This window comes from Streptomyces sp. NPDC029836, assembly GCF_055574495.1.
This window is the reverse complement of the sequence record NZ_JBVHZI010000028.1, coordinates 37,102-48,968: the sequence shown is the minus strand read 5'-3', so window position 1 is coordinate 48,968 and position 11,867 is coordinate 37,102. Positions and strand designations below refer to the sequence as shown.

The 11,867-nt window shown below is 66.5% G+C and carries 11 protein-coding genes and 1 pseudogene; 4 read left to right on the top strand and 8 right to left on the bottom strand.

The features are described 5' to 3' along the window. Window positions 1-85: 85 nt before the first annotated feature. From ACZ4XJ_RS36620 to ACZ4XJ_RS36605, 4 genes and pseudogenes are all read left to right on the top strand, one after another. Window positions 86-853: pseudogene (locus ACZ4XJ_RS36620) on the top strand (serine hydrolase domain-containing protein); the annotation flags it as partial. Window positions 854-996: 143 nt separating this feature from the next. Then, window positions 997-1,659 carry a Crp/Fnr family transcriptional regulator gene (locus ACZ4XJ_RS36615; RefSeq protein WP_356652635.1) on the top strand — a complete coding sequence of 221 codons (663 nt, stop codon included), beginning with the start codon at window positions 997-999 and terminating at the stop codon, window positions 1,657-1,659. A 144-nt stretch (window positions 1,660-1,803) separates the two neighbouring features. Then, window positions 1,804-1,950: a hypothetical protein gene (locus ACZ4XJ_RS36610; protein WP_468498760.1), complete on the top strand. Its 147-nt coding sequence runs from the start codon at window positions 1,804-1,806 to the stop codon at window positions 1,948-1,950. 38 nt (window positions 1,951-1,988) lie between these two features. Further along, window positions 1,989-2,312: a hypothetical protein gene (locus tag ACZ4XJ_RS36605; RefSeq protein ID WP_285548649.1), complete on the top strand. Its 324-nt coding sequence runs from the start codon at window positions 1,989-1,991 to the stop codon at window positions 2,310-2,312. A 291-nt stretch (window positions 2,313-2,603) separates the two neighbouring features. Here ACZ4XJ_RS36605 and ACZ4XJ_RS36600 read toward each other — a convergent pair whose 3' ends face one another. The 8 genes from ACZ4XJ_RS36600 to ACZ4XJ_RS36565 form a co-directional block, all read right to left on the bottom strand. Further along, window positions 2,604-3,740 (bottom strand): hypothetical protein, encoded by a 1,137-nt coding sequence (locus ACZ4XJ_RS36600; protein WP_285548647.1) that lies wholly within the window; start codon window positions 3,738-3,740, stop codon window positions 2,604-2,606. Further along, window positions 3,737-4,045, bottom strand: a complete 309-nt coding sequence (locus ACZ4XJ_RS36595) for a helix-turn-helix domain-containing protein (protein WP_331447422.1) — start codon at window positions 4,043-4,045, stop codon at window positions 3,737-3,739. Before ACZ4XJ_RS36595 ends, ACZ4XJ_RS36600 begins: the two co-directional genes overlap by 4 nt. Continuing rightward, window positions 4,042-4,797: a hypothetical protein gene (locus ACZ4XJ_RS36590; RefSeq protein ID WP_468498759.1), complete on the bottom strand. Its 756-nt coding sequence runs from the start codon at window positions 4,795-4,797 to the stop codon at window positions 4,042-4,044. The genes ACZ4XJ_RS36595 and ACZ4XJ_RS36590 overlap by 4 nt, the downstream gene beginning before the upstream one ends. After that, window positions 4,794-5,081, bottom strand: coding sequence for a hypothetical protein (locus ACZ4XJ_RS36585; protein ID WP_362731398.1), 288 nt, complete (start codon window positions 5,079-5,081; stop codon window positions 4,794-4,796). Before ACZ4XJ_RS36585 ends, ACZ4XJ_RS36590 begins: the two co-directional genes overlap by 4 nt. After that, window positions 5,075-5,866 carry a hypothetical protein gene (locus ACZ4XJ_RS36580; protein ID WP_362731400.1) on the bottom strand — a complete coding sequence of 264 codons (792 nt, stop codon included), beginning with the start codon at window positions 5,864-5,866 and terminating at the stop codon, window positions 5,075-5,077. Before ACZ4XJ_RS36580 ends, ACZ4XJ_RS36585 begins: the two co-directional genes overlap by 7 nt. 109 nt (window positions 5,867-5,975) lie before the next feature. After that, a complete protein-coding gene (locus tag ACZ4XJ_RS36575; RefSeq protein WP_362731402.1) occupies window positions 5,976-6,677 on the bottom strand; it encodes a Crp/Fnr family transcriptional regulator in 702 nt (233 codons plus the stop codon). A gap of 128 nt (window positions 6,678-6,805) precedes the next feature. After that, a complete protein-coding gene (locus ACZ4XJ_RS36570) occupies window positions 6,806-11,248 on the bottom strand; it encodes an NACHT domain-containing protein (protein WP_468498758.1) in 4,443 nt (1,480 codons plus the stop codon). Window positions 11,249-11,393: 145 nt separating this feature from the next. Continuing rightward, window positions 11,394-11,861 (bottom strand): Pycsar system effector family protein, encoded by a 468-nt coding sequence (locus tag ACZ4XJ_RS36565; protein ID WP_468498757.1) that lies wholly within the window; start codon window positions 11,859-11,861, stop codon window positions 11,394-11,396. Window positions 11,862-11,867 lie beyond the last annotated feature (6 nt).

The window sequence follows — 11,867 nt, the reverse complement described above, 5'->3', positions numbered from 1 at the left end:
GCTCGCCGACCGCTACCGCGCCGGAGTCGTCCTGGCCTCGCTGATCCTCTGGCTCCGCGAAACCAGTCCGTGATCATTTGTCAGACACTGCCTAGCCCGGGCCACGGCCCATCACCTGCTCACGCACACCGCCGGCCTGCCGCTGCGCGCCAACCTGAAGAACCTCTACGGCACCGACCCCCAGGACATCCGCGACGGCGTCCTCCACGAGGCCCTCCACCGCCCGCCGGGCGAAACCGTCGAGTACACCGACCGAGCCGCCCTTGTCCTCGGCTACCTCGCCGAACACCTCTCGGGCCAGCCCCTGGACCAGCTCGCCACCGACCGCATCTGGCACCCCCTGGGCATGACGCAGACCCGCTTCGGCCCTCTCCCCGATGCCGAGACGGCCCGCTGCGCCCCCACCGAGTACGACGAGACCAAGGGCACGCACCTCAAGGGCACCGCCCACGACTTCTCCGCCCGCCTCCTCGACGGCGTCTGCGGCATCGCCGGCACCTTCTCGGCCCTCGACGACCTGGCCCGCTTCCTCCGCCACATGCTCGCCCACACCCAGGCCGCCTTCGGCCCAGCCTGGATCAAGGGATCCCTCCGCATCGAAACTGGCGACCTAACCCCCGCCCGCGGCCTCTTCTGCCACCCCGCCCCCGGCACCACCCCGACTGAGGACCTCTGGGTCCACTACGGCTTCACCGGCACGGGTATGTGGATCAGCCCAGCCCAGGACCGCTGGGCCGTCCTCCTCACGAACAAACTCCGCTACAACCGTGACCGCGAGCCACTCACAAGCATCCGCAACGCCTTCCGGGCGTGCGCCTTCGCGTCAGATCAGCGCAACACACCCAACGATTAGGACACAGACAGCGCTCGCCAGCTACCAACGCCTGGCCCTTCCTCGGCGCCCAACACGAGCCGAAGAGAGGAGAGAGCGCACGAACACGATGGCATCTCCATGGAGGATTCCACTCAGGACTGCCGAATAGTACGGTTAACGTCATGGCGAACGAAGCACATTCCATCATTGAGGTGCTACAGGAAGAGCAGCGCAACGCCTTGCGGGCTCATGGCAGTAGGGTGCAGTTCCCCGCGGAGCAGACCATCTTCAGGGAGGGGCAGCCCTCCCGCTCCGTCCTTGTCATCGAGCAGGGGCACGTCAAGGTGACCCAGCGCGCGACCGACGGCACAGAGGTGATCCTCGCCATCCGCGGGCCGGGTGAAGTCATGGGCGACGAAGGTGTCCTCATGGGGGAAGATCGATCCGCCACAGTCACCACCATCACCGATGTGACCGGAATAGATATCGCCGCCAACACACTGCTGTCCTTCATCGAGGAAGAACACCTCTGGCCAGTGATGTACAAGGCGGCTGTCTGGCGGCGGCGCCAGTCAGACCAGCAGGCCATTCTGGCCCGACTGGGCGTCAAAAGCCGCCTCGCGCGATGGCTGCTCGAACTTGCCGCCGAGTTCGGTGAGCCGGAGGGCAACGACTGCATCCTGTCGGTGCCGATCAGCCAGCACGACCTAGCCAACCGGATCGGAGCATCGCGCGATGCCGTGGCAATCGCTCTGCGACAGCTGCGCGAAGAAGGCCTAGTCAGCACGGGGCGGCGCCGGCTCACGCTCCACAGCCTGGACGGTCTACGGAGATTGACACTATGAAGCACGTAGACATCCATCCAGGAACATGCAAAATTACACAGAGAAGCATCGGTGCTTGACGGGGAGGACTCTGTGACTCTGCACATCGTGGGTGCGCTCTGTGTCGCCATCGCGATCGTGGGTGGTGGTCTAAGGATCAACGAAGTGGAGGTCCCGCGCCTGTCGCGCCGCCGGATGATCGCGCTCGTCTTCGCCGGACTGTTCTTCATCGGAGTGGGAGTCATGGTCGACCAGATAACCTCCCCGACCGCAGCGACGGCGGCGCCCGGATCTCCCACCCACACCCCGTAAAGGACCCAACCCGTAACGGCAACTAGGAGAGTGCGCCGGTGGAGAACGAACTCGGCCCGTTCCAAAAAATGTGGGACGCCTGGGAGGAAGCGGGTGACGAGCTCGCACGCAAGCCGCTGTCACACTTCCGCCGTGCCACGGATATCCAGTTCGACGAGCTTGAAGGTCACCTCGCGCGCGGCGATCGGGAAGCCGCCGCACGTGAGGTCGCCGACATCATCAGTATCGCCCTCAACACAATGCGTTGGCTTGGGCGCACACCCGCCGAGATCAGCGAAATCGCCCGATCCCGCGCCGGAGATCGAATGAACGGACAAGCGCACGCGATCCTTGCCAAATACCAGGATCAATACGGCATCTAGGTCGGGGTCCCAGCACGTGCTAAGCCCCCGTTCACTCACGCCAAGGTGAAGGCTCGCCGGGAAGAACTTGGGGACCACGCCGAGCAACGCGTCGAGTGCCGCGCGCCCCTCGCGATCCTGCTGATGGCAGTCGTCCGCGTCAGCCTGTACGTCATCTTCAAGAAGCGCGACTGTTGTAGAGAATGCGAGGCGGCAGGCCGTCTCGGCAGCGCCACATCGTCGACCACTGCTCGGGAAGCCAGAGCGCAATGAGACCCGGGCCCAAGAGGCCCGGGTCCCTGCCAGGCAGGTTCATTCAGGGGTGCCCTGCACCAGATCTCGGGCTTTGCCCGCCCACTCTCCCATGCACGTGATGGCAGACGTCATCTGCTTCACCGCGGTGGAGATGTCCTTCACCGGCTTGCGGAGGTGTCGGCTCACACGGATCAGGCCGCCGGCAGATGTGCCCAGGAAGCCGATCTGTGCCAGTCCCTCCTGAGCCGACTCGTCCAACGCAATGAGCTGTTCCAGGAACTCGTCCGTTCCCTCTCCACGCTCGTCGAGCGGCGTCGTCTCGATGAGGCTCAACGCGGCCCTCACACCGCTGTCCAGAGTTGTCATCTGCTCCGCGAAGGCCGCGGAGACGGCGTTCATTTCCCCGGCCGGCGCACTGAGCGACCCCGCATACCGGGCCACAGCCGCGAGCCGTGCGCTCGCCGGGGCGTTGGCCTGGGTGAGGTCGAGGATCTCGATGTTGCCCTGTTCGGTCAGGGTTCCAATCGTCTCGATCGCCTTTGTGATCGCCTCCAAGTGAGCGGTCATCTCATCCAGCCCGTCTTCGATCGCGGCGAAGTCGTCGAGCAGGCCGGGCGGGTCCTCTTCGGTCGTGTCCCCTGCGTTTCCGCTCTGTTCAGGGGGCGACTGCCCGTCGACGGTCTGGAGCGCCCGCACCACCCGTGCAGGAGTGAGGAGCTCGAAGCCGTCCCTGATCCCGACCTCCAGTGCGCTCTCGATCTCGCGCCGCGCACCGGCCAGATGACTGCGCGCCCGTTGGTACCGGATCGTCCTAATCGAGGCAATGTCGAAGGGCAACTGCCCAGCCTCCCCGATGTGAATCGTCGGTTTACCGGTGATGTGGCGCAGCCCCAGCTCGTACATCACGTTGGGGTTGCCACCGCTGACGTCCGCGATGACGAGGTCGGACTCGATGACATGCCGGCAGATCTGCTCGTTGATGTCACCGGCGTGCGCGATGCCGTCCGCGCGCACAGCGGCGATCTCGTACTTCTCGCAGGCAGGCGCAATCACCTGTTCGAAGATCCCCAGGTGGTACTCGTAGGCCTCCCGCTCGGGGCTGCCGTGCGCGGCGTACTGGTCGCCGATGGGGCCGACGACGAAACACATCCGAGGTCGGTCGGGTTCCGACCGAAGTGCCTGCAACGCGTTCATACGAGGTCCTCCTTCTCGCGAGAGTGGGTTTCGTCGAGCCGGGCCGCGTACGCGGCGCCGGCTTCCAGGTCGACGGCATACACCGGCCGTTCCTCGATACCGAGGGCGCGCAACAGGTACGCGGTCGGGATGCGGTACTGGCCGCCGACGCGCAGAACCGGGCAAGGGAAGGTCCCGCGGCGGATCAGTTTGTACGCCGTGCCGGGACAAACTCCGAAGGCTCGGGCAGCGGTCCGGAGGTCGACACTCAGGGGAAGGTCGAAGGCCTCCGCGAAGCCCAGGGGCGGGCCGGACCGGGCGCTCACCGCCGAGCCCCTAGAGGGCTCAGCGCCAAGGTGCCGATGAGTTCCGAGTCCTCGTGGCGACGGGCCCGGAATACCAGGTCGGGCAAGCCTGCGCAGTGTGCCAGTGCCCCGATCCGCTCCCCTTCTCGTCGGGTGCGCGAATCCGTGAAACGGAGTGTCGCGGCCAGCCCGTCACGGCGTGGCGGGGGCGTGAGTTGCAGTTCCCACTCATCAGTCGGCTGTTGTGGCTCCCCTCGCAGTGCCGTGACGCAGCGGGCCTCGGCGAAGCGCGCTACGTCGACAACGGGAACCTCCCTCCTGACGCGGTCGGCATAGGACCACATCCGGTTCACCGCCTCCTTGATCATGTGACCGCCCAGGTCCGGGCTGTCTGGATGCGCGGTGTCGAGGGCACCGAGTACGGCCAATACGGCCTCCGCCTCGAGATCGGCGCGCTCGACCCGCAGCTGGCGCAGGATCCGACGCAGGTTGCGGTACAGGCCGGGAATCGCCAGCCAGACGACAAGTAAGCGTCCCGTGCCGGCCCCACCCGCTGGTTCTTGCCTGGCCTCCGCGACAGCCTGTCGCCAAATCGTCGCCCGCAGTCCCTCGTCGCGTCGCGGTCCGTACAGAGCATTCCTGCATTCCTCCGGGGACAGCCGTACCGAGCTGTGGCCGACACTCACGACCAGGAGCCACGGTGCACCCACGGGTTCCTTGCGGAGGGCTCCCTCGATCAGGGAGAACGCTCCGGCCGGGTCAGTCCTGATCATGGCTTCTCCTTCTCCGACCCCATCAGGCCGGCATACGACAGCGCCGCGGCAGCCAGCTCGCAGGCACTCCCCAGGGCAGTCAGCGCCGACCGCGCAGCGGCGTGGCGCTTCCCCGAGATCGGGCTCGCTCCTTGGGTCCGGCACCAGGGCGTTCGCGCGGCGGTGGACGGCAGGTAGACATTGATGACGCCATGCACGTCGTGGCCGACGTTCACCCCGTAGTCCGCCCACTGGGTGCTGTCCCCAGCAAGGCGGAGCGCGGCCTTGCCCGAATCGGTCACCACACGCGCCAGGGGCTGGCTGACGGGGGCATCATGGGCACGCCGACGTTCACACCGCCGCTCACGTCCCCGCCGACGGCAACACCTTGGTGAACGTGCTGGGAGAGGTTCGCCCGGCTCTGGACGGGCGCTTGCGGCAACGGCAGCGGCTCGGTCACTTCTTCCACGACCGGCCTGATGCCGTCGGGGCCGTGCCCCGGCACACGGATCCAGCCGTAGCCTCCGAACTCCTTGACCTGCACATGGGCACGGACGTACTGCGCCGGGTCGAGGCCGGGGTGCCCGAACCGTACAACGTCCTGGTACAGCCGATCCGACACAATGACGGCGAGGTCGGCCGAGGTGAGGGCGGCCAGCACGGCCTTCAACTGGGGGGCGTTCACGTAGCGTGCCACGGCGACCGGCGCAGGTCCGGCGTGACCAAGAGTGGCGTCCGTGGCGACACCAGCGTCGATGGCCAGCCGCAGCCTGATCCGCGGGGTCTCCGGACGGGCGTTGAGCGTGCTCAGGCAGGCCGACAGGTGGTGCACGAAGGGCCCCAGCGCGGTGGCTTCCGGGGTGTCCGCGGGGAGTACGGCGAACTCCATGTCGCCTTGCGGTTGGCGGGCCCAAGCCGCGCGGTCCAGTCCGGTCAACGTCGCCGCCTCGTCCAGCAACCGGACCAGGTCGGCCTGAGTGGCCGACTGGGTCCGGGTGTCGAGACGGCTGTACTTTTCCACGTCCGCCGCCAGGCACAGCCGACGGTGCGGGATGACGTCCGGGAGCGGAGGGGAGGAGGGTTCGTTCATGACAACTCGCCACCTTCCAATGCTTGTTGGGTGCGGTGCAGCCAACTGTGCGAGGAAGGAGGTGGAGCAGTCCACAAACCCGCATTAATACGGGTTTGTGGCTGTGGTGCTACGTGACTGGCATGCTGAGCAGCGCTACTTCCTGCAGTCGGGCCAGGTCCCGCACCTGAGTTCGCCGTTCGCCGGTGGTGATGAGCCCGTCCTCACGAAGCTGGCGAAGCGTCTTCTGCACGGTGTCCGTTTTGGCACCGGCGAGCGCGGCGAATTCGGACTGGGACAAGTTCACCTCGATCCGCACCGAATTTCGGCCCGGCTTCCCCTGCGCCAAGGCCAGTTCGACCAGCACCCGGGCCAGCCGGACCAGGACCGGGTGCCTACCGAAATCCAGGCGCCAGCGGTCGGAGCGGCGCAATCGGCTGCCGATCACCCTCTTGAGGGCCAATTCCGCTTCGGGGTTGGCCCGGAGGAAAGGCAGCAGTTCGCACCTGGGGACCACGGTGGCGACCACGTCACCACAGGCGGTGACCGTCGCCGATCTCGGCCCGAAATCCATGGCTGCTACCTCACCCACCACCTCCCCTTCGACCCTGATGTCCATGAGGGCTGCCCCGTCACCGTCCAGACGACCAGTCACCTTGACCACCCCCTGGTGGAGCAGCATCAACTCCTGCGCGCGGTCGCCTTCACTGATCAGCACATCCCCCACGGCGAAGGTGCTCCGGGTCCCAAGCAGCGCGAAGGCCGTGCGCGCCCCATCCGTCAAGGTGTCGAGAAACGGCGCGCGACCATACATGTTCGAGCCGTGCATCATGTGCACAGCAGAGCACGCCGTCGGCGCGGTGGTCCGCATTTCCGCTCGGGCCAGAGGTACACCGAACGCACTCCGGGGCGCACGGCGGCGCACGGCCGGAGCACGCACCATTCTCCTCGTGAAGGAGCTCAGCCCCGGTCGGCGCTGCCGATCGCTTGGGCCACGCCATAGGATCCCCGGAGCAGCAGCTGGTCCAGCAGGTCCAGGATCTCGGACCGCCGCGCAGCTGAGCCCGCCTGGGTGTGGGCGCGCACCAGTAGCTCCCCGACGTGGTGCGCGTCAGCCGCGGCACCGGTCCTCATGTCGGCCGATGCCGCACCGAACACGTCGAGGAATCGCCGCACACATGCCAGTACCAGCTCATCGACCCTGTCAGGGGCCTGCTCAAGTGTGATCAGCAACTGGGGCAGGGCCGGCTCGAAAGCTCCAGAATCAATGAGCGCGGTCACCGTCCGGCGGACGGGCCCCAGCCGCCGGCCCCGCAATGCGATTGCCACAGCCGCGGCGGCTCCCCGCACGTCCTCGTCCGGATCGTGGAAGAACCGGACGAGTACGTGATGCGCCAGGGCCGCGTCCCCGGTGCTCATGAGGCGCTGAGCGCACACGTCCGCGGCACCCTGTCGCTGCGCGCCGTCGTTTCCGGCCAGCACCCTGGCCAGCAGATCCGGCGTCTCCCACTCCATGGCTGCCAGCGCGGCGACCTTTCCACCGATCCGACGCACCGCTGCCACCGAGGAGTCCAGCATCCTTTCCATCACCGGCCTGGCCGCCACTGGGTCCCCATGGCACAACGCCACGAAGAGACGGAACACGTGTGGTGAAGCCAAAAGCTGATCCGGGGCTCGGATGAGCTCGGTGAAGGCCTCGGCCACCGCAGTGCGGTCGTACCTCATTGCCGCGTGCAGCACGTGAGCCACGCATGCTCGGACGGCGAGCGAGGGGTCTGCGGCCAGCCTGCTCAGACGAGGTACCACCAAGGCTGCCCGGGAGCCGTCCGCATCGTGGACCAACAGGTCGCCCAGGCTTTCGGCAGCGCTGCCGCGCACGGTATTGATCCCAGCGGTCAGCAGGTCCCGCTCCACATCGTCTTCGTCCTCGCCGACCGTGTCACCGGCGTCCTCGGAACCGAGCGCGCGATCCAGCAGTGCCTCGAAGAGATCGAGGGGCAGACCGGCCAGATACTTCCGTACGGCCCATCCGAGCCAACGGTCGTGTGCCGGCCGACCTTGGCGTGCGAGATGACGGATCGCCGCGAAGACGGTGTCCGTATCGGCATGGGGCTCCGCGTCACCGAGACCAAGCAGTAACGCCGCTCCGTACGCAGGGTGCAGCCCGGCATCCATCCGCAAAGCGAGGCGCGCGAAACGGCCGGGGTCCGCCGCCGTCATGCTCTGCAGCACGTGTGACAGCTCCCGGGCCCCGCCTGTGAAGGTCGTCCAGTCCGTGCGGTCCTGACTGTGCTTCCTCATGGCGCCCAGCCACTGGTCGTTGGTCATGCACTGGGCCGACTCCGACGAGATCGGCGGCCCGGTGAACCCTGCCGTCGCCCCACGCGGTGCCTCAGGCTCCCGCTTGTCATCGTGGAGCCTTCGGAGTTCTCCGAGCCTACGGGCCGCCCGATCGGAAAGCCGGCCCTCGGGAAGCGCCGTCAGCAGAGTGAACTCATGCCAGGGCGCGAGCTCGTCGTCTGGAGGAAGACGCAGATGGAGGAGCGCACGCTCCAGCTGCGCGAGAGTGGCGTCGGACAAGGCGTCGCCAATGGCGCGCAGGACTTCTCGGGCGCCCCATGCAACATTGGACAGATGGCCGGACAGGAATCGATGTCTGCCCTGTAGCAGGATCTCCGCAGCCCACTCAGCCAGGGCGGGGCCTGCCCCGATCAGGGCATGATAAAAGAGCCACTGTGCCGCATCGAATGGCAGGACCGTGAGCCCCGCTACAAGCTCCCGAACGCGAGCAGGGTCTTGGTCCCCCAGGATTCGCAGAGCCGTTTCCGTGCTCTGGAACAGGGCGTCGCCCAACTCGCTGGGGTCGTCATCTGGGTTACGGAAGCCGAAGTGTTTGTCGTAGACCGGACAACACGCGCGCGGCGGAATGGCCGTTGCAGCCATGACGTCCAGGAGCAACGGAAGGAATCGGACGCAGAAATCCTCGGGAGCCCCCAGAGCGGCAGCCTTGACCACACGGATCGCCGAGTGGTCCCGGTTGCGTAGGACGGTGACTCTGCCGTCGTGATCGAGTTGGAGGGCGTCCGGACGATCCGACACCAGAGCACCGATCAGCTCTACTGCCCAAGCAGGTTGCTCTTCGACCAGATCACTCGCTGAGATCCAGATGAGGTGCTCGTGTCCGGAGAGAAGCCCGGTTCGTACGCCGACCAGTAGGAGATCGAAAAGCCTCCTGCTGTCAGCGAAGCGGCCGAAGCGCACGACCCACGCCAGCCAGTCCGGGAACTGATGATGCGACGTGTGCGGTTCCAGCAGGCGAGCCACTCGGTCGGGAGCAGCCTCAGCGCCCGCGGCCATCATCCGCACGGCCCAGTCGCGCTCCCTTGCATCGGCACTGATCAGCCAGTCATCGAACACGGACTCATCATCCGCGCGGCGGAACCATGCTGCCTTGCTGACCGCGTTCACAAGCTGCAAATGGAAAAGAGGGCGAGAGTCCAGGACACGTGAGACAGCCCCCCACTCACTGGCGGTGGGGTCCTCCAAGCCGTGAAGCACTGCCAAAGTCAGGTCTTTGAGGTGATAACGGATCTCCGGACTGGTCAGCAACGCCTCCACCTCCTCGGCGAACCGCTCCGGGTCCAGGTCCCGCAGATGGTCGAGAACCTGCCTCACCTGTCCCCGGCGGAAGAGCTCCTGCTCCCCATCGACGAGAAATGCGACCAGGCTCTCATCGCGCCGGAGCCAGTCGCGGGCAAAGGCGTAATCGAAGAAGCTCTCATGGAAGAAAGCCAGTTGTCTGCCGTCTCGCACACACACGTGCTCCGACACCAACACGTCCCCGCTCACGGCAAGGTCGTCCGCATCAAGCACACTGTCCGGTACGAAGAGCCGCTGCCTCGTGCTCATGGCCGTCATTACGGCCGACACCGCCTCGTGGAACCGCACGGACGGCTGACGACGCATGCACTCCTTCCGTTTGCTGTTCCAAAAGGCGTCGAACAGCTGCCGGGTAGTGCGGAAGGAAAGGGCTTCCCCCTGGCCGGCGATCTGAGCCAGAAGGACCAGATGCAGCGGAGATCGCAGCAAGCCGCGCTGCGAAGGCGTCAAAGGAGAAGCACCGAGGCCCATGCTCACGATCGCGGCATCGACCTGTGCATCGGAGAGCCGATCGACTGAAATGCGTGTGGAACGGTCCGATGCCGTGAGTTGACGGATCCTGTGATCGGCGTGGGCATCGAATGTCCGGCACACGAGGACGACGCGCATGGCAGGGTGCGCCATCGCCTCACCGATCAGGTCGGCCACCACGTCAAACGTGTCCGGAATGCGCCCCGAGGCCAGGCTGACCGCGTCGAGCTGGTCCACGATCAGCACACACAGGCGCCCGTTCGCCGCGGCTCCGAGCGCATTGACCGGTGATGTGACCAGACCGATGCCTCGGCCCAGCTCATGGGTCGTAGTAAAGGGAGCCAGGCGGTCGAGACGGAACCCGAGCACGGGGGTACCCAGCTTGGTCAGGGCAGTGAAAGCCTGGTGCAGCACTGCACTCTTTCCGCTGCCTGCGGCACCCGTGAGAACTACGGTCTGCCGTACGTCACTCGCAAGGACCTCCACGAGCTGATCAGCCGCTTCACGGGGGATCTCGGGGCGGAGCAGCTCACGTTCGACGCCCGCTGCCCACCGACGCGTCGCCTCGCCGGCCTCGTCCCCCGCCTTGTCCCCGCCCGTCCCTCTGACCTGCCTCAGCCCGTACTCCCCCAGTCGGGCGATGATGCCCGGGGCATCGAGCGTGGTCCCCAGATTGTTCAGCAAGAGGTCGCCGAGTCCGGCGGCGGCAAGGCGCCCTGGAGCCCCAGCAAGGACCTGTTCGGCCAGGACCGCATTGATGTTCACGATGTCCCGCTCGTTGTGCCATTCCACCCAGAGGCTTCTCAGCATGCGCCAGGCCGTTTCGGCCGAGCCATAGACATCGGGCGCGGCCAATGCCTGGAAGGGCCCTCTGAGCCCATCCGTCAGCCACTCGATTTCGAAGGACGGAAAGCCGTCGGAGCGTCGGGCGCGGTCGGCCAGCTCGTCAAGCTCACGGGCAGGAAGCAGAGAAACGAAGTGAAATGCGCGGCCCGCGTCGGCGTGGGATCGCAGACTGTTCCAGACCTGTTTGCCTCGGAGGGAAGCAACATTCCAACTGTTGGCGTTCCGGTTCTGGCGCTTGGCCTGGTGGACCTGCGTCCCCCCGTCATACCGGTACGCGAACTCGATTTCGTCGCCCGAGGGGGAACCCGGTTCCAGAGTGATCGATGTGCCTCTGTCCAGCAGCACGTACAGGGCATGTCTGACGGTCCAGGCACCCTCGTAGCGGTTGCCGAACTTGTCCGTCTCGCCCCCAGGCCGCGGTGCCACCGTTACTCCCCTCCACGCCCCAGAAGGCTGCGTCAGACGCGCGCCTGCGCCGGACGGTACCGCAGATACCGCGCAGTGCAGGGGGTATTGGGCGCACTCACCCTCCCCCTCTCGGGCCAGCCCCGAACCTCTCGCTCGATCCTGCTCAGCGACCGAGCGCAACGGCCAGGAAGGCCGCGGTGATCGCCGGTAGCAACATGACAATGGCGTACCGCACGCAGCGGTTCTTGGCTCGGGCGATCCTGCTCGTCTCCCTCAGCGCACGGAGTAGCCGGGGCTGGGGATCTGAGCCGTCCCGCCTGAGCCCAGCCGACAAGTCGGCGCGCGTCTCTGCACGCACCACGTCTTCGTAGTATGCGAGGAGGCCGTGCCTCTCGCTGGCTCGTGCCCCACGGCGCGGGGCGAGAGCCAGGAGCAGGAAGACCAACGCCCCGGTCGTGGTGGCCGCTGCCGTCCACCACAACGGGACGGCCCACAAGGCATCGAGGGGACGTCGTACAAGAAGGAGCCCGAAGAGTGTTCCCCCAGTAGCCAGAAGGATGGCTGCCTTGCCGTCGGCCCGGCCGATCTCCAGATAGTTCTGTGCGATGAGTTCGCGCGAAAGAACCACCACGTGGTC

Excerpts from the sequence above, each read along its gene's own strand:
- ACZ4XJ_RS36615 (WP_356652635.1), top strand. The coding sequence starts at position 997 with ATGGCGAACGAAGCACATTCCATCATTGAGGTGCTACAGGAAGAGCAG.
- ACZ4XJ_RS36600 (WP_285548647.1), bottom strand. The coding sequence starts at position 3,740 with ATGAACGCGTTGCAGGCACTTCGGTCGGAACCCGACCGACCTCGGATG.
- ACZ4XJ_RS36590 (WP_468498759.1), bottom strand. The coding sequence starts at position 4,797 with ATGATCAGGACTGACCCGGCCGGAGCGTTCTCCCTGATCGAGGGAGCC.
- ACZ4XJ_RS36580 (WP_362731400.1), bottom strand. The coding sequence starts at position 5,866 with ATGAACGAACCCTCCTCCCCTCCGCTCCCGGACGTCATCCCGCACCGT.
- ACZ4XJ_RS36575 (WP_362731402.1), bottom strand. The coding sequence starts at position 6,677 with ATGATGCACGGCTCGAACATGTATGGTCGCGCGCCGTTTCTCGACACC.